This window comes from Actinoplanes sp. NPDC051859 (assembly GCF_044452725.1).
Lineage (GTDB): Bacteria > Actinomycetota > Actinomycetes > Mycobacteriales > Micromonosporaceae > Actinoplanes.
This window is the reverse complement of record NZ_JBITBX010000001.1, coordinates 600,033-618,498: the sequence shown is the minus strand read 5'-3', so window position 1 is coordinate 618,498 and position 18,466 is coordinate 600,033. Positions and strand designations below refer to the sequence as shown.

Annotated in this window: 10 protein-coding genes; 6 read left to right on the top strand and 4 right to left on the bottom strand. The window is 69.9% G+C overall.

Annotated elements, in window-relative coordinates; all coding sequences use genetic code 11:
• Nucleotides 1-17 precede the first annotated feature (17 nt).
• From ACIA1L_RS02825 to ACIA1L_RS02800, 6 genes are all read left to right on the top strand, one after another.
• Nucleotides 18-1,340 (top strand): nitrate/nitrite transporter, encoded by a 1,323-nt coding sequence (locus tag ACIA1L_RS02825; protein WP_396070752.1) that lies wholly within the window; start codon nucleotides 18-20, stop codon nucleotides 1,338-1,340.
• A 7-nt stretch (nucleotides 1,341-1,347) separates the two neighbouring features.
• Entirely contained in the window at nucleotides 1,348-2,085 is a 738-nt protein-coding gene (locus tag ACIA1L_RS02820) for a hypothetical protein (protein WP_396070751.1), read from the top strand.
• Between the two features lie 77 nt (nucleotides 2,086-2,162).
• The gene (locus ACIA1L_RS02815) at nucleotides 2,163-3,410 is read left to right on the top strand and encodes a cytochrome P450, cyclodipeptide synthase-associated (protein WP_396070750.1); all 1,248 of its coding nucleotides are present in this window, start codon (nucleotides 2,163-2,165) and stop codon (nucleotides 3,408-3,410) included.
• A gap of 54 nt (nucleotides 3,411-3,464) precedes the next feature.
• Nucleotides 3,465-3,857, top strand: a complete 393-nt coding sequence (locus ACIA1L_RS02810; RefSeq protein ID WP_396070748.1) for a nuclear transport factor 2 family protein — start codon at nucleotides 3,465-3,467, stop codon at nucleotides 3,855-3,857.
• Nucleotides 3,858-3,859: 2 nt separating this feature from the next.
• A complete protein-coding gene (locus tag ACIA1L_RS02805) occupies nucleotides 3,860-5,866 on the top strand; it encodes an AAA family ATPase (RefSeq protein WP_396070746.1) in 2,007 nt (668 codons plus the stop codon).
• Nucleotides 5,867-5,971: 105 nt separating this feature from the next.
• The gene (locus tag ACIA1L_RS02800; protein WP_396070744.1) at nucleotides 5,972-7,312 is read left to right on the top strand and encodes a carotenoid oxygenase family protein; all 1,341 of its coding nucleotides are present in this window, start codon (nucleotides 5,972-5,974) and stop codon (nucleotides 7,310-7,312) included.
• Between the two features lie 112 nt (nucleotides 7,313-7,424).
• Here ACIA1L_RS02800 and ACIA1L_RS02795 read toward each other — a convergent pair whose 3' ends face one another.
• The 4 genes from ACIA1L_RS02795 to ACIA1L_RS02780 all read right to left on the bottom strand — a co-directional run bounded on the left by ACIA1L_RS02795 (nucleotide 7,425) and on the right by ACIA1L_RS02780 (nucleotide 18,333).
• A complete protein-coding gene (locus ACIA1L_RS02795) occupies nucleotides 7,425-9,998 on the bottom strand; it encodes a S8 family serine peptidase (RefSeq protein WP_396070742.1) in 2,574 nt (857 codons plus the stop codon).
• 191 nt (nucleotides 9,999-10,189) lie between these two features.
• Nucleotides 10,190-11,008, bottom strand: a complete 819-nt coding sequence (locus ACIA1L_RS02790; RefSeq protein ID WP_396070999.1) for a TIGR04222 domain-containing membrane protein — start codon at nucleotides 11,006-11,008, stop codon at nucleotides 10,190-10,192.
• Nucleotides 11,009-11,022: 14 nt separating this feature from the next.
• Entirely contained in the window at nucleotides 11,023-12,114 is a 1,092-nt protein-coding gene (locus ACIA1L_RS02785) for a hypothetical protein (RefSeq protein ID WP_396070740.1), read from the bottom strand.
• Nucleotides 12,115-12,144: 30 nt separating this feature from the next.
• Nucleotides 12,145-18,333 carry an RHS repeat domain-containing protein gene (locus ACIA1L_RS02780; protein ID WP_396070738.1) on the bottom strand — a complete coding sequence of 2,063 codons (6,189 nt, stop codon included), beginning with the start codon at nucleotides 18,331-18,333 and terminating at the stop codon, nucleotides 12,145-12,147.
• Nucleotides 18,334-18,466: the final 133 nt, after the last annotated feature.

The window sequence follows — 18,466 nt, the reverse complement described above, 5'->3', positions numbered from 1 at the left end:
GGGACAGGGTGGACAGCATGACCAAGGCCTGGGTGGTGTGGGGCGCTGGGCTCTGCGCCTACGTCGTGGCCGTCATGCACCGCACCTCGCTAGGCGTCGCCGGCCTCGACGCCCAGGCCCGGTTCGACATCGGGGCGAGCACGCTGGCGTCGTTCGCCGTGCTGCAACTTCTCGTGTATGCCGCCCTGCAGATCCCGGTCGGCGTGCTGCTGGACCGGTTCGGTTCGCTGCGGCTCGTGGTCGGCGGCGCCGTCATCATGGCCGCCGGGCAGGCACTCATGGCGGTCGCCGACGGCACCGGCGCAGCGGTCACCGCCCGGGTGCTGGTCGGCGCGGGTGACGCGATGACCTTCATCAGCGTGCTCCGGCTCGTGCCGCAGTGGTTCCCCACCAAACGGGTCCCGGTGGTCACCCAGCTCACCGGCATCGTCGGGCAGCTCGGTCAGGTGCTCAGCGCCGTACCGCTGGCGGCGCTGCTGGCCGGAGCGGGCTGGACGACCGCGTTCGTCAGTGCCTCCGCCGCCGGGGTGTTCGTGGCGATCGTCGCCGTGGTGGCTCTGCACGACACCCCCGAACGACGGATCAACTCCGGGGAAGCGATGACCGCCCGACAGTTGGGCGCCGATCTCGTCACCGTGTGGCGGCATCCCGGCACCCGACTCGGGCTGTGGACCCACTTCACCACCCAGTTCCCCGGCACGGTGTTCGCCCTGATGTGGGGCTACCCGTTCCTGGTGGCCGGTGAAGGACTCACGCGCGCCACCGCGAGCGCGCTGCTCACCCTGTTCGTGCTGGTCGGCATCTCCGCCGGGCCGGTGCTCGGCGTGCTGGTGCAGCGGCATCCGTGGCGCCGCTCCTACCTGGTGCTGGCCGTCATCGCCGCCAACGCAATCGGCTGGGCGGTGGTCATGGCCTGGCCGGGCCGGGCGCCGCTGGCTGTGCTCGTGCTGCTCGTGATCGCGCTGGGTCTGGGTGGGCCAGGCTCGATGATCGGCTTCGAGTTCGCGCGGACGTTCAACCCGCCGCACCGGCTCGGCACCGCCACCGGCATCGTCAACGTCGGCGGATTCGTGGCGTCACTGGTGACCATCCTGCTCGTCGGTCTGATCCTCGACCTGCGGACGGGCGGGACGGCGGCATACGACATCGCCGACTTCCGGGTCGCCATGGCCGTGCAATACGCCGTCGGCGCCATCGGCGTCGCCGGCATCCTGCGCACCCGTCGGCTGGCTCGGCTCCGGCTGGCCGCCGACGGCATCGAGGTGCGTCCGCTGCGTGAAGTCCTCGCCGAGCGGGGCTGGTTTGGCGCGCGGCGAAACGGAAAAGGGCTCTCGAAGTGAGGAGGACATGAGCGAGCAAGCAGCGCCGGACCGGTTGTGGTCCGGCATCCAAGTCAGCAAAGTCGTCGCCGGCACCTGCGCGGCGGTGGCCGCCGCCGTGCTGGGCTCATACCTGGGCGTGGCCGGCACTCTCGCCGGGGCCGCGCTCGCCAGCGTGGTGGGCTCAGTCGGCACCGAGCTCTTCAACAACTCGCTGAAGCGCGGCACCAAACGGCTCCAGGAGGTCGCGCCGGCGTTCACGAAGGTGCCGGCGGCCGTGGGCACTCCGCCCGTGGCAGCCGCCACGCAAGCGGAAAACCCGGCGCACACCGTCGTGGCGGGCGCCGGCCGGAAGGTCCGGTGGGGCCACGTCGCCGTGGCAGCGAGCGTGTTGTTCGCCCTCTCGATGGGGGTGCTGAGCATCGTCGAATCCGTCACCGACAAGCCGATCTCGGCGACGGTGCGCAACACGTCGGGCACGGGCACCAGCCTCTTTGGCGGCAAGACGGAAGACACGGGCAAGAAGCAACCCGCGCCGGCGACGTCCGCCGAGCCAACGCCCGAGCAAACCCCGGACGACGGTACGTCCACACCGGACCCGGAAAGCAGTGCGCCGGCAGACCCCGCCACCGACCCACCGGCAACGACCGTACCGGCGGAACCGACACCCACCACCGTCGAGACGACCACGCAGGCACCGGTGGCACCGGAGCAGCCGGCCGACCCGGCACAGGGGCAACAAGGGCAGGAAACGCTTCCCGAATAGGACGAGGGCGGTGGCGGCTCGCACCCTCCGGCCGCCACCGCCTTGCCTTCTCGGGTTTGTTTGCGAGGATTCCCGCCATGCCCAAGATCGATCCGGGATTCAGCATTCTCGGCGAGGACTACGCCGCCGACCCGTACCGGCACTTCGCTCAGTTACGGGACCACAACCCGGTGCACTACGAAGCTTCGATCGACAGCTACTTCGTCTCCCGCTATGCCGACGTCCACCGAGTACTCACCGAGCACGACACGTTCAGCACCGAAATGTTCACCGAGCGCGCCGAACCGGTGATGCGGGGCCGGGTACTCGCCCAGATGACCGGCGCCGAGCACACCGCCAAACGGAGGATCGTCGTCCGCGGCTTCACCGGCGCCGCACTGCCCGCTCAGATCCGCGCCATCCGGGACAACGCCGCCGAGCTGATCGCGCCGTTCCTGCCGCTCGGCCGGGTCGACCTGGTCAACGACTTCGGCAAACCGTTCGCCGTACGCGCCACCCTCGACATTCTCGGCCTGGACAAACGGGACTGGGAACAGATCGCCGAGTGGCATCGCGGGGTCGCCGAGTTCGTCACCAGCGTCGCCCTGACCCCGGAACGACGGCGACACTGCCTGGACTGTGCCGAGCAGTTGGAGGCCTATCTCGTGCCCGTGATCGAGCAGCGGCGACGCGAGCCCGGACCCGACCTCGTCTCGGCGCTGTGCACGGCAGAGCTCGAGGGCGTCGCCATGACCAACCGCGACGTCACCGCACTGCTGATCAACGTCCTGGTCGCCGCCGCGGAACCCGCTGACAAGACCTTGGCCCTGCTGGTCAAGCACCTCATCAACCACCCCACGCAACTGGCCGAGGTGCGCCGGGACCCGGAACTGCTGAGCGCCGCCATTGCCGAGACGCTGCGCTACACCCCACCGGTCCAGCTCATCCCCCGCCAGGCGGACCGAGCGGTCACGTTGGCGGGCCACCCCATCCCGGCCGGAACCACTGTCTTCTGCATGATCGGCGCGGCCAACCGGGACCCCGAGGCGTTCGCCGACCCGGACGTCTTCGACATCCATCGACCCGACCTGGGCACCGCACGGTCCTTCACCGCCGCCGCACAGCACCTCGCCTTCGGCACCGGACTGCACCAGTGTGTCGGCGCGGCCTTCGCCCGCGCCGAAATCGAGACCGTGGCGGCGCTGCTGCTGCCACTGCTCGATCGCGTACGCCTCAGCGATGCAGCCGGCTACCTGGAAACCGGTTTGTACACTCGCGGCCCGGCCGCCCTGCCGTTGGACTTCACCCCCGTAGCCTCGCCCCGTTTGGGAGACACTCGGCCATGACGCCTCGCTTGGGAGACACTCGGCCATGACGCCTCGCTTGGGAGACACTCGGCCATGACGCCGACCGGTATAGCTCGTGCCCTCGACGATCTGCTCTTCGACCCGCTTCCCGACCTGGCCGAGGCGATCGACCGGCACTTCGCCCCCGAATACCGCCAGCGCACCAACGGCGTGTGGAGTGACCATGCCGGGTTCGCTGCGCACATGGCCGCCCTGCGCGGCCTGGTCCGCAGCGGACACATCGAGGTGCACGACGAGCTGCGTGACGGACGGCGCTACGCCGACCGACACACCGTCACGATCACCCGACATGACGGCCACACGTCCCGCACCGAGGTCTACCTGTTCGCCGAGTTCGCTTCCGACGGGCGTTTCCTCCGCGTCGAGGAAACGACGCTGCTGGTCGAGGGCCACGCGAAGGACGCGGAACTCGGGTCGGTCCGCTGACGATGGCGTCGGTGGGAGAACGGCTGAGCACCGCCCGGGTCCGTGCCTTCGTCGGCCGCGAAGCGGAGGTGGAGCGCTTCGCCCAGGCCCTCGGCGGCGCCCCCCAGGCACCGTTCGCGTTCTATACGTACGGGCCGGGCGGCATCGGAAAGTCAGCGCTGCTGCGCCGGCTGGCCGACCGCGCCCGGCAGGACAACCGGCCGCTGATCGAACTCGACGGGCGCTTCGTCAGCCGTGACACCGCCGACTTCGCGCACGCCGCGGCGGCCCTGGTGGAAACGCCCGGCACGATCCTGTTCGTCGACTCCTTCGAGCACTGCCAGTGGCTGGAAAGTTGGCTGTGGCAGCAGTTCCTGCCCCAGGCGGCGGCTGACACCCTGGTCGTCCTGGCCGGACGCCTGCCCCCGCCGGCGTCGTGGACAGCCGACCCCGCCTGGACCGGACTGCTGCACGTCACCGAGTTGGCCCCGTTCTCCGCCGACCAGGCCCGGGCCCTGCTCGTCGTGGCACAGATCCGGCCCGAGCTGCGGGATCGGGTGTTGCGCTTCGCCGGCGGCAACCCGCTCGCGCTGTCCCTCGCGGCGGCCGCCGGGTCAGCCGGGTGGAGCCGCGACGACGACATCTGGGCGCCGTCCGCCGACGTCCTGCGTGCCCTGCTGGCCGGGCTCATCGGCGAAGTGCCGTCCGCAGCGCACCGCCGGGCGCTCGAAGTCGCGGCGCAGGCCCACTCGACCTCCGAGGAACTGCTCACCGCCGTCCTGCCCGAAGAAGACGCGCACCTGCTCTTCTCCTGGCTGCGCGACCTACCGTTCATGGAGGCGACGCATCGGGGACTGCACCCGCACGACGCCGCCCGCGAAACGCTCGCCGCCGACCTCCGCTGGCGCGCCCCCCACGCGTACGCCGCCATGCGCGAACGACTCGCCGAGGAATACCTGCGCATGCTGCGCGAGGCCCCCGAGGATCGGGTGTGGACGGTCACCGACGAGCTCTTCTTCCTGTTCCGCGAAGGCAAAACGCTAGCCAGGCTGCGCACCTGGTCCCGCGAGGACGAGGTGCACGACCGCCCGCTGCAGCCAGACGATGTCGACGACGTCGTGCGCATGGCCGAAGCGACCGAAGGGCCCGAATCCGCAGCACTGGTCCGCTACTGGATACAGCGCCAGCCGCAGGCCTTCAGCGTCTACCGGCTCGTCAGCACCGGCCGGACCGTGGCCTTCACCGCCCGCCTCGCGCTGAGCGCCCCACCCGACCCCGAAGACGTGTCCACCGACCCGGTCGTGGCGGCGGCCTGGGCCCACACCGACGCCAGCACACCGGTCCGACCCGGCGAACACATCGGCATCAGCCGCTTCACCGTCTACCCCGAGCGATACCAGGTGCCGTCGCGGGTCATCGACCTCAGCAGCTCCCGCGCCCAGGCCGAGGCCGCCCGCGCACACGGCCGGGCGTACGGCTTCGCGGTGTGGCGAGACGCCGAAAGCTGGGCCGCCCGGGTCAAAGGCAGCCTGCAGGACACCGGTGCACGCCCGCGGGTCGGCGCGCACAGCTACGGACTGTTTGGCATCGACTGGCGGCGGACACCCGTCGAGACCTGGCTGCGCCACTTCATCGCGGCCACCGACGTACCCGTGCAGTCCGGGCCGTCCGGTGTTTCCCGGACCGCCTTCGACCAGGCTGTCCGGGAAGCCCTCGACCACTGGCGCGACCCCGGCGCCTTCGCCGTCTGCGCACTGCTGCGTGTCCGGCTCGCCGCCGACCTCACCGATCCCGTCGCAGAGCTGCGGGCCCTGCTGCAGCAGGCGGTCGACGACGTTGCCCGGGATCCGCGCGGCGTCCGCGCCCGTGACGCCCTCACAGCCGGCTTCCTCTCCGGTGCGCCCACCCAGGAGGCCGCCGCCCGCCGCCTCGGACTGCCCTACGGCACCTACCGGCGGCACATGCGCCAGGGCCTCGACCTGCTCTGCGAGGCGCTGTGGCAACAGGAGCTCTACGGCACCCGGCAATAGCAGGCGGGCTTGCGCAGCCGAGGGTGGACACCCGTGGACAGCGTTGAACAGGGCCCGTCCCGTTCCGCCCTGGCCCCGGGCTCCGGTCGGCGTCAGGCTGGACCCATGTCCCGCACGCCGTACCTGACCGGCCACCACGCCCCCGTCGGCGACGAGATCACCACCACCGGTCTCGCCGTCGACGGCACCCTGCCCCCGGAGCTGACCGGCTGCCTGCTCCGCAACGGCCACAACCCCCGGCCGGGCGTCACCCCGGCCCACGGCGGCACCGGCAGCGGCATGGTCCACGGCATCCGCCTCCGCGACGGCCGCGCCGAGTGGTACCGCAACCGCTGGGTTCGCACCCCCGCCCTCGACGGCGCGCCCCACCTCACGGAGAACGGCGTGGACCTGACCGCGAGCCCGGCCGGAACCCACGTCGTCGCGCACGCCGGCCGCCTGCTGGCGCTGAGCGGCACGCACCTGCCTTTCGCCCTCACCGCGGACCTGGAGACGCTCGGCCCGGACAACTTCGCCGGCCGGCTGCGGACCCCTATGACCGCGCACCCCAAGGCGGACCCGGTCACCGGCGAACTGCACTTCTTCGGCGCGTCGCCGTTCCCACCGTTCCTGACCTACCACGTCGCCGGCCCGACCGGCGAGCTCGTCCACAGCACCGAGATCCCCCGCGCGACGGCAGCCCTCAAGCACGACTTCGCCCTCACCGGGCGGCACGTGCTCTTCCTGGAAGGCAACGTCACCTTCCACCCCGACGACCAGTCCGGCGTCCCGTACCGCTGGGACGAGCGGCATCCCGCCCGCATCGGCGTCCTGCCCCGAGGCGCGGGCGGGGGCCGCGACGTCCGCTGGTTCTCGATCGAGCCGGGCAGCCTGCGGCATGTCGCGAACGCCTACGAGGACGGCGACGGCCGCATCGTCGTGGAGGGTCCGGCCATGGACCGGGAGGGCTTCCAGCTCTCCTCGGACTGGTGGACCGGGGCACCCGGGCGGGGCAGCGAACCGTACGCCCGCTCGTACACCCGGCGCTGGGTGATCGACACTGTGGCCGGCACCGTCGACGAGCAGATCATCGACGACCTCACGGTGGAGTTCCCGACCATCAACGCCGCTCTCCTCGGCGCCGAACACCGATATCAGTACGCGGTCGCCTACCCCGACCACGAGGGCTACGGCAGCCACGGCATCGTCAAGTACGACCGGGTCACCGGGGCGCGCCGCATCCACCGGGTCGGCGACGCCCGCATGCCCGGCGAGGCGCTGTTCGTCCCCGCGGACGGTGGCACTCGCGAGGACGACGGCTACCTGCTCACGGTGGTCTCCGACCTCAAGCAGGACACGTCGTCCCTCGTGGTACTGGACGCGACCGGCCTGAACCGGGTCGCGGCCGTGGCACTCCCACGACGGGTGCCGGTCGGCACGCACGGCTCCTGGATCCCGGCAGGCTGATGTCCCGCCGGCGCCAGGTGCGGGCCCGGCCGACGACCTCCTGCCCGCGTCAGGTGCGGGCTCGGCCGACGACCTCCCGCCGGCGCCAGGTGCGGGCCCGGCCGACAACGTCCTATCGGCGCCAGGTGCGGGCCGGGAGGCTGCGGACGTTGCCGAGTTTGTCCCTGGCGCGGAGCTGGACCGTGAACACCTTGCCGTACCTGCTGGTCTGCATGGAGAACGTGGAGGTGGACTTCGCGTCCCACTGAGCCAGCCTGCCGTTGATCCACAGCTCGACGCGGGAGACGCCGGCCGGGTCGCTCGCGGTGGCCTTGATCTGCACGGTTCCCCTGACACCGGCCCTGTCCGCCGGTCCGGACTTCCAGGTCAGCTTCGGGCCGGCGTTGTCGGCGATCACGGTGCGGTCCAGCGAGCTCACGTTCCCGGCCCGGTCGAAGACCTTCCACTGCAGTGCGACCGTACGGTTCAGCGAACCGCTGCGGTAGCGCACCGCGAACGGCGCCGATTCGTCCTTGCCGACCAGTTTGCCGTCGGCGTAGAGCAAGGCGTGGCTGACGCCGGAACCCTTCGGATAGCCCCCACCCGCGTCGGTGCCGGCGGCCGCGGTGACGGTGACGGTGCCCCGGATGCGGGTCCGGTCGACCGGAGTCACCGCTCCGATCGTCGGCGGGGTGGTGTCCACTCTGGTCACGGCCCGGGCGGCCCGGACCTCGCCGTACGTCAGCCACCTGCCGAGGATGGGCAGGCCCGCCGAGGTGCTGGTCAGTGCGTTCTCCATCGTCCACGGGGTGGCGCCCGCCGTCCGGGACCCGACCAGACCGGCAACCCCCGAGGCCAGGGCGGTCGAGTACGCGGTGCCGCAAACCGGCTGCGGGTCACCGGCCGTCGTCACGCCCGTGGCGCAGTACGGGGCGGCCACGTCGACCCAGTCGGCGCCGTAGTTGGAACCGGCCGTCAACGGCGTACCGGCGAACCTCCTGCCCGCCGAGTCGCTGCCGCCGACCGCCAGCACCCCGGCGTTCGCGGCCGGGTAGTACGGCACCGGACCGCGTGCGTCGTCACCGGCGCCGGCCAGCACGACCGCGCCCTTACTCCGGGCGTAGTCGATCGCGGGCTGGAGTCGCACGCCGGACTTCGGGTCACCGGTCTGATCCGGGGCGCCGAACGACAGGTTGATGATTTTCGCGCCCTTGTCGGCGGCGGCCCTGACACCCGCGGCGATCTCGCCCTCCAGAGCCGTGCCGCGCTTGTCCACCGCCTTGATCGGCAGGATCTTGCAGGCCGGGCAGACCGCCTTGATGAGGACGGCGACCGAGGTGCCGTGGCTGTTGCGGCTGTCGTCGAGCGTGTTCTGCGGGTCGGGCGCCCGGTTCAGCACGTTGGCACCCGGCACCAGCGATCCCGCGAGCTCGCTGACCGGCGTGACTCCCGTGTCGACCACGGCGACGGTGACGTTGCGCCGGCTGGTGGTGGTCTTCCACGCATCGGGCACGCCGATCTGGGCGAGGGCTTCCTCGGTCGTCCGGCTGCGCGTCGCGCCGCCGGCGCCCGCACGCTCCACCAGGTCCGCCGGCTCCGCCTCACCGCGGCCCGCCAGGTCCTCCGGCTCCATCCCGGGGTAGTCCGGGTCCCGGCCGGTGCCAGAGTTCCCGGCTGCCGGACCGGTCGGTGCGCTCGACTTCCGGATCGGCTGGGGCGCGACGTCGGCGCGGGGGCCCAGCGTCGCCACCGTCCGCCGGACCTTCCGGCTCTGCGCGGAAGCGGGCTTCGTCGCGGGCCGGGCCACGTGCGGAGCGCCGCCCTCCTCGGTCGAGGTCACGTACTGCCGGAACGCGCGGACATCGTGCTCACCGTTGAGGCAGGCGACGGTCGTCTGACAGACCTTCCTGTCATGGAGGGCGTAGGCATGGAAGATGTCCAGCTTGCGGTTGCCCGCGGTGTAGTAGACGTTGGCCGGTGACTTCGCCCCCGCGTACGCCAGGTAGCCGCTGATCCGGTGCGGCGTCCGGTACTGCAGGTGCGCGTCGTACGTCAGGAGTGCGGTCGTGCGGTGATCGACATGGTCGGTGCCGCGGTGTTTGTCGGAGTAGTCCATCGTCTGGATGGTGTCCGGCCGGTACGCCCGCATGATGTCCAGCAGCAGCGTGGTCAGCCCGGCCTTGGTGTAGGTGTTGACGCCGTCCACCGAACGGATCACGGGCAGGACACCGCGGTAGAGCTCCTCCAGGCTTTCGCTGTTGTTCGCGGGGAAGCCCCCTCGGCCGCCGTCCGGGGCACGGAGAAAGACCAGGGCCACGTTGGGATTGCCGGTCAGAGTTTCGTACTGGATGAGGTGACTGCCGTACTTGACCTTTTTTCCGGACCATTTGTCGTCGGTGTCGGCCATCATCGCGTACGCCGCGCGCGGGCCCATCTCGCGCCGTTGCCAGTAGGCCTTGCCGGCACCGGCGTCGCCGGCGGTGACGAAGACGGTTAGAGTGCACCGGCCCGCATCGATGTCCCGTTGGATATCGGGATTCATGAACAGCAGATCGTCGTCCTGGTGCGCGACAACGTTCAGCACCCGACCGCGCGCACATCCGGACCCGTCGGCCACGCCGGCATTCGCCGGAGCCGTACCGGCAGAGGCGACCAGTAGTGCGGATGCGCCGATCAGCGCTGCCGCCCAACGTCGCATCCACGTCATGGCCGATCCGCCCCGCATGTGACTCCTGTCGTTGTTCTGCTGCGGGGGGCACAATACCTATCGCCACCAAATCGCCGTACGCCTCTCTTTTGGCGTGCGAAACAGCCGGCGAACGCGGGACGTCAGAAGCTTTCCGAAGGACCGGCAAGCTGCGGACGTTGCTGACCCGCAGCGGCGATCGACCGCCGGGGTCAGCCCATGCGCTCCCACCAGTCGCGGCTGATGAAGGTCCTCGACCTCGTCGGGCGGAAAGGGGGGAGTTCGCCGGAGAAGGCCCCGGACTCGCGAGCGAAGTCCTCGTCCAGCCTCCAGAGCTCCGGCTCGCCTCGCGCGGCCACCCGCGTAGGCCAGGAGGCTGCTCCCGGCGGCCGGGCATCCAGCTCAGCGCGGGCCCGGCGCAGGACGGCCCGGCCGGACCGGGTAACCACCGGGACATCAATCAACATGAAAGTGGCTACCGCGGCCACGACACTCAGTCCGAGCAACGCCAGCACCTGGAGCGAACGACCCGGGCCTGCGTGCAACGACAGAGTCAGCATGGACGCCGCGAAGCACCAGGCTGCGGTGACCCAACCGGGCATGCCCCACCAGGTCATCCGCTTCTGCTGCTTCGCCGACAGGATCCAGCCCCGGCGCACCAGGCGCGCGCCGACCGCGTCCGTGCGGGCGGTCAGGAGCTCGTCGTTGAACAGATCCGCAGCCTCGCGGGGCTGTTTCATGAGGGCCAGGAGTGCGGTGTGCAGCGGCGAGGCTCCCTCCGGGAGGACAGCACCCGGGACCGCCACGAGACCCTGGGAGCCGACCCGAATCAACGCGTGGTGCCGCAGCGCGGCGAGTCCGGTGAAGACCACCAAGCGCGGGCCGTCGTGCACGTAGGCCAGCTCGATCGGCCGGGCCGCCCCGTCAGCATTCGCACCACGGCAGATCCACCACCGGGCCGCCCCGACCAGGACCAGGGCCGCGAGTACCAGAGCCAGGTGCAGCAGCAGAATTTCGCTCGTCGCCGGCATCGTCGCCACCGGGTTCAGCTCTCGCTGGTCGCCAGCGGCCGGTCCGAGCCGGCCAGCTGCGCTTCGGCTTCGACGATCACCGAATGCACCGTGGAGACGTCCCGGTCCCACCAGTCCGCGAGAGCGGCCAGGACCAAGGTCTTCATTCCTATCTCGTCGAAGATGGACAGCTCCGGCAGGGGGACCTCCTCACCGAGCACCGCGCGGATGGCGAATTCCGTGTGCATGAGATGCAGCTCGGGATGCATGTCCCGCTGGATCCCGGCCGGCAGGTCACTGATCGTCCGGAGCGGCGCGTCGGGCCGGAACTCATGCCGAACCGCCGCAACGAAGGCGGCTCTGGTCAGCCGGGTCACGTCGTCCGAGCGCGTCGCATGCAAGATCTTCACGAGGCGTAACCGTTCCTCCTCGTGCCGGAGCATCGTGGCGCTGATGAATCGCCCAGCCACCGTGGACGGCCGGACATCGCCGGTGCCGCGACCGTCCCGCCGCGATCTCTTCGCCGGCCTGCCCCGGCCGAACAGGCGTCCCAGCAAACCAGGGGAGCCGTTGGCGCCGTCCGGCGAAAGAACGGCCGTCGCATCGTCGTCGGTGAGATAAGGCCGCCTCGCCCTTCGATGCAGCACCTTGTCCAGCACCGGTGGATCCGGCGGACCCTCGGGAAGCACCTCCGCGTCGTCGGCGGCTATCCGCCGTTCGGCAGCGAGGAGCAGCTCGTCGGCCTGCTCATCGTCGAGTCCTAGCTCGTCGATGAGCGCGAACAGCAAGGCATGCATGATCTCGATCGCTCGGCCGGATGCCACCGACGTCAGGAGCGGCACCTCCCCCAGCACACCACGCAGCACCGCTTCGACATCGGCGGCATCCCACTCGAGGTGTGTTTCGCGGGCGAGGAACCGGCGAACGAATACGGTGATCAGACGCAGATCGTGCCGCCCGAACCGCCGTACCGCCGCCAGCGCCATCGCGACCGGCAGAACCTCCAGCCAGCCACCGCCCTCGGGGTCCTCGATCTCCCGCAGTCGACGCCATTCCTCTTCGTCACCCCGCAAGGCGGCACTGAGCCAACCGGCTTCGACGGACTGGAACGGATCACAGGCTGCCACTAACGCCTCCACTGGAAGGTACCCCTGAGACTACTTGAACCCTTTTGCCATCCGCCGGATCAACGTCAGGACGAGCCAGGTGACCATGAAGAGTTCGTTACCGCCGTCGAAACTGGTGACGTGTCCCCCTGGTGTCGGTCGCGTGGTCGAAGCACGGGCGATGTAACCGAAAGCCTGTCCGGCCGATGTGCCCATGTCGTCCAGCTCATCACCCAGGGCATCTGTCTGCTTTTTCTGTTGCTTCTGCGTGTTCTCGGTGGTCTTCCGGGGCAGAGCCTTCGCATGCGGATTGTCGGGTAGCTTTTCGGCCTTGGGTTTGCCCTTAGGCTTGGCCGCCTTGTAGTTGGGCTGCTTCTTGCCGCCACCCTTCTTCTTGCCGCCACCCTTGTTACTGCCGCCACTCTTCTTGCCGCCACCCCCCTTCTTTCCGCTGCCCTTGGAGCCGCTGCCCTTCGAGCCGTTGCCCTTGGAGCCGCTGCCGCCCTTGGAGCCGGAAGGCTTGCTCTTGTTCTGAGTGGCCGGGTGCTGCCGGACGTATTTCTTCTCGCTCGCCGGAGTGGACTTTGCCGAGGGACGAGTGCGCCCGAACTTCTTCTCGCTCTGCAACCGTTCGCGTTCGTTGCGGATTGCATTCTGGTTGCTCTTCTGCTTCGGCTTCGGCTTCGGCTTGGCGCCCCTGCCGACGCGGCCGATGCCACCGATGCGGGGCATGGAGCCGCCGCCGGCGATAGCTGGTCCTCCGCCGCCGCCCTTGGGGTCCCAGGCGAGTCCGGTGGGGTCGGAGAAGCTGATCGGGTTGTTGTTGGCGTAGGCGTATCCGTGCAGGGTCTGCGGGTCACCCGGGGCGACCAGCGGGTCGACGGAAATGAAGCGCCCGGTGCCGGGGTCGTATTCGCGCGCGCCGAGGTGGATCAGGCCGGTGGGATCGGCGGTGCCGCCGACGAAGGCCTTGTTGCCCGGCCAGATCGGGGCGGCGCCCCGGGCTTCGCCAAACGGCGTGGTGCGGCGGCGGATGCTAGCGAGAGTGCCGGCGTCGATGGCGAGCTGCCCAGTGCCGTGGTGATCGGCGACGACCCACGTCAGGCCGGCGCCCGAGGTACGGACGGCATCGCCATAGAAGCGGGTGCCTGTGGCTTTCCCACTGGTGTCTACGCGAACCTCGCTGTGGCCCAGTTCCAGGGTGGTCGCAGCCGGGCCGGTGGTGATGAGTCGGGTGCCGTTGGCGTCGTACAGATAGGAGTGCGTGCCGCCGGCCGCCGCGGCGACGCTCTGCAGGAGTCCTTCGGCGTCCCAGGTGAAAGTGTCGGTGCCGGTCCCGGCAGAGCGCGTCTTCAAGTTTCCGGCGGAGTCGTAGGTGTAGTCGGTGGCCGGGCCACCGCGGGTATGGCGTCGCGTCAGAGTGTGGGGCTGGGCAGCGCCGGCCGCCGGCGTGGTGTAGTCGCGGACGGTGTCACCAGCCGGGGTGTGGCTGGTGTCGGTCAGGCGGTTGCCGATGTCGTCGTGGGTGAACGACTGCCAGTAGGCGTCCGGGCCTCCGACGACGGCCTGCGTCGGTTCGGTCTGGCAGGCACTGGCGGTGGTGGTCCATGCCTCGGTGAGGCGCTGCAGATAGTCCACCCGGAAGCACTGCTGGCTGATGGTGGTGTTGCCGGCAGTCTCGTTGACCTCGTTGATGGCGGTGACGTTGCCGGACGGATCGAACGAGTAGAGCTCGGTCAGCTTCTCGTCGAACACGTTGGCTGCCGCGGTGCGTTCGGTCGAGACCTGGGCCTTGACCCGCTCCAGGGTGGATTCGTCATAGCTGTCGGTGAGACTGACGCGCTTACCGCCGGCCCCGAGGAGGCGCTGGGTGACGCCGCCGTGCCAGGCGTAACTGGCGGAAGCGAGGTAGGTGTCCGTGCCGGAGAGGGTGGCGAGGTCGCCGGCGGCGGTGTAGGTCGGCGTGACCGTCTCCGCCGGCAGGTCCGCGACAGCGGGGTACTTCATCGAGGCCGGCGAGCCGTCCGCGTGGTAGGTGTAGTCAGTGGTGTAGGTCCCGCTGATGCCGGTGTGCCCGGCGGGGATGGTGACAGAGGTGCCGGTCGGGTCGTACAGGTCGGTGTAACCGTTGACGGTCTGCGTGTACTGCTTGCCGTTCGCGTGCCGGACGGCGGCGGTGATCTCGCCCTTGGCGAGGCTGTCGTAGGTCCACGAAGCCCGCACCGCGCCGGTCGCGGTGTCGTCGCGCAGTTCCGTCATACGGCCCAGCGCGTCGTACTTGCGCCACAGCTTCTCGCTCCGGCTGTCCGTGCTGGTGGTCAGCTGGTCGGCGTTGTCGTACTCGTAGGTCGTGGTCCCGGCGTCGGGGTCGCTGGACCCGGTCATCCGGCCGAGCATGTCGTAGGTGCGGGTCCACTTGTTCCCGGCCGGGTCGGTGATCCTGGTGAGGTTGCCGAGCCGGTCGTAGGTGTAGGCCGTCGTGTAGGTCGGGACCAGGTTGCCGGGTCCGCGGTGCTGCTGGACCTGGGTGACCTGTCCGGTCACGTCGATGTGCCGGGTGGTCTTGGTGCCGCCCGTGGGCGGGGTGACGGTGACCCGGTCGCCGAAGTACGAGATGAAGGTGCCCCACTTGCGGGCGTTGCGCGCCCAGGTGGCCTGCTCGGTCGGGCGTTCGAGGCCGTCGTAGGTGGTGCGTTCCTGGAGGTCCACTGCGGCGTCGTCGAAGGAGACGAGGGTGCCGGTGGGGCCGGAGGCGTTGTTGTAGAAGGTGGTCTCGGCGACGGCGAGACCACGGGAGTCGTAGCGGGCGTCGGCGATGGCGCGCTTGCCGTCGGGTGCGGTGCTCTGCTGCTGACGGTCCCGGCCGAGTCCGTCGACGATGTCGTAGGAGTCGATCTGGTTGCCGTTCGGGCCGAGCTCGCGGGTCCGGGTGTGGCTGGGCGCGGTGGTGCCGTTGACGACGTAGTCGTACTGGGTGTGCGGAGTCTGGGCCGTCGTACGGCCGGGCAGCCACAGCTTGGTCAGGCGGCCGAGCGGGTCGTACGCGGCGTTGGTGGTCTTGTTGTTCGCATCGGTCTCGGCCGTGGCCAGCCCGCGGACGTCCAGGCTGGTGGTGGTGACGTGCCCGGCCGGGTTGGTTTCCTTCTCCCCGGTGACCGGGCCGCCGCTGGCCGGAATGTATTCGGTCTTGGTGATGCGGTTCAGCCCGTCGGTCTCGGTCAGGGCGCGGCCGTAGGCGTCATAGGTGGCACTGCCGGCGGTGACCCAGTTCGCGGTGCTGCCGCTGTAGGAGGCCAGGTCGTCGGTGCGGGTGTCCAGCCCCCGCGTCGGCGCCGCGCCCAGCGTGGTGGAGCCGTCGTAGTAGGTGCGCTCGCCGCCCAGGACATCGGCGGGACCCGGGGTGGCGGCGCAGTTGGTGATCAGCTCCTCCGCGGGGAAGTCGAGCAGCCACGCGGCGGCGTTGGTGTTGCGGGCGTACGTGGTGGTGGTGCACACGTCGTCGTCCGGCGAGTCGATCAGCCCGCGGTCGATCTCCTTGGTGACCTGGCCGTATGTCGGGTCGAGGGTGTACTCGATCTCCCGCTCGCGCCAGGTGCCCGAGGTGGGCAGGTACTCGAAGGTCTCCTCGCGGGAGGTCGCCCTGAAGTACGACCGTGCGGTGGCCGGGGCGAGGTGTGCCGCGGCTTCGACGCGCTGACCGGTCTGACTGTTCCACGGCTGGAAGCGGTACTTGTAGAGCGGCGTGGTGCCGTTGGTGTCGTAGTCCAGCTGCTCGAGTAGATGGCCGGACCGGAACTCCGCGTCGGTCCAGACGGAACCGTGCGAGTCGGTGATCGAGGCCGTCCGCGCTGTCTCCCCGGCATCGGTGCGGTCGGCGTTCATGCCCCGGAAGTACCGGTACTCACTCTTGCTCTGGGTGCCGCCGGTCGCGCCGTCGGTCACGGTGACGTTCGAGTAGCCGCGCCAGTCGGACCAGGTCCGGAAGGGCAGCGATGACGCCCACTTGTCGTTGTCGTTGTGGTGCCACAGCACGCTCGAGGAGGAGCTGGCGGTGCTGTATCCGTAGGTGTGCACGACGTTCGGGGAACCGCCGACGAGGTCGCGTTCGGTGACGCTGGCGACCCGGTACTTGTTCCACCACGACCAGCCGGCCGGTGAGCCGGGCGGGGCGTAGTACTGCGGGAAACACCGCTTCGAGTTGTTGTCCGGGTTCGCCTGCGAGGTGACGGTGCAGTCCGAACCCTCGTAGGCGATCTGCAACTCGCCGCCGGTCTCCGAGGTGATCCGGGTGATCCGGTACTTGTTCGTCTGCGGCACCGCCTTGGCGGTGTTGAAGTCGGTGCGGTTGGCGTTGCGGGTGCCACCGAAGTCGACCTTCGGCAACGCCTGGCTGCCGCCGGTCTTACCGGTACGGGTGATCGTCGCCAGCCACAACGACGGGTCGGTCGTGTCGCCCGTGGCCGGGAAGCTGTGCGTGAACGCCCACTCGTCCACCGGCGCGTACGTGGAGCCGGACAGCACCGACGTGGTGACCTTCGACAGGCGCTTGGCGGTCCAGAACGACGGCGAAGCGTTGTTGTTGCACGGCGCCGCGCTGCACTGCAGGTCCCACGGGGTGTCAGGCCAGTTCACCGCGGTCGGCGTGGTGCCGTTCCAGCAGGTGGTCATGCACCGGTCGGCGGTGGTGAAGTCCACCTTCATCGGCGCCTTGGCCGTCGTCTCGCTACCGGCCCGGGAGCCGTACTCGATGCGCTCCAGCCAGCCGCCGCGGTCGTAGTTCCCGGTGGCCGTCGAAGCGGCGAGCTTCGTCTTGCTGGACTCCTTCTGGTACCAGTACGACATGGAGTTGCCGTTCGGGTCCACGACGTAGTCGAGGTTCCACCGCCACGTCATCGAGCACCACGACCCGGCGAATCCACCGGTCTTGTAACACGGTTCGCCGGTCCGATTGGCGAACACCGGCACACCCCACGCCGAGTTGGTGACCGGCTGACCGGTCTGCCAGCCCGGCAGCCGGCTCTTGCCGAACCAGAACTGGGTTCCGTCCGGGGTGGTCAGCTTCCAGTGCTCATTGTTGTGGTGCCCGGTGCCGAGGCCGCCCGTCACCAACTGGAGGTACGAACCGTCGTCGTCGGCGAGCCGCCAGCGGCCCGTCGCATCGTCGAGGATCAACTCGGTGGTCTGACCGCGCCACGAGAGCACCGCATTCTGGTCCCGGAAGCACAGATCGCTGGTGGCGTTGGTGTACTGCGCGGTGGTCGCCCCGGTCACGTCGTCGCGGCACGCCCGGAACTGACGCTCGATGAAACCGGGCTCGAAGTTCCAGCCCTCACCGATCCACGACGGCTGCGTGTTCTCACCGTTCGTACGACCGTCGACCGCACCCGAGTTGTAGTTCAGTGCCAGGTCCGGCTCGAGTTCGCCCGGCGCGGGCGGCACCTGCATCGGGTACGACCAGGTGAAGTCGCCGGACTGCTGACCGGCCGACCACGACGCCGACTGGGCGAGGCTGCTCTTCGCGAACGTGCCGGTGTCGACACTCGTCGCCGCCGCGGTCACGGCAAGCACCGTGGCCTGACCGGTCCGGGCGGGCGCCACCGTGGTGTCCGCGGTCAGCGTCGCGGCCTTCATGTCGTTCTTCGCCGCGACCGGGGTCGCCGTCTGGCACTGCGCCTTCTCCGGCGTGTCCGCCGAGCAGGCCGGCAGCTGGACGAGCTGCGTACGCCGCGCCCAGTCACCGCCGAACGCCTGCTTCAGCGACGAGTAGTCGACCTCCACCGACACCGGAGCGCTGGCTTTCGCCGCCGCCGAGCCGGACAGCCGCATCATCAACCCGGTCACACCAGCAGCGGCCGCCTTGCCTCGGCTCAGCACCTCGGAACTCACCTGACCGACAGCGGTGTCAGCCAGACCCGCCGCCGCCGCGGAACGACGTGCATCCGCGGCAGATGCTGATGCCGTCGGCGGCACGGCCGAGGACGCGCCGATCCGGATCGGCTGGCCCGGCACCGCGACCCGCTTGGCACCTGAGACCGTCACCTCGGCCTTGCCGGGAGCCGGCCAAGTCGTCCCGGACGGCTCCCAGAGATCGGTCTGCGACTGCGACACCTGCTTGGCTCGTGCCCCTACCTCGTCGACCGCGATCGACCGGTCCGCTTCGGCACCTGGCACCACCGGCTTCGGCGCTGCTTGAGCGTGCTGCGTGAACGGCACCGAGGTGACGAGAAAGACCGTCGTCACGAACAAGACGGCGCGCCGGACCCAGGGCCACAGAACGAGAAAGACGCGCGACGAACCGATTTCAGCGTGCATTGCCTCAGCCATCTCCAGTCGAGCCCGAACGCGGGCGCCGGAGACGTTACGGAGAGCCGGG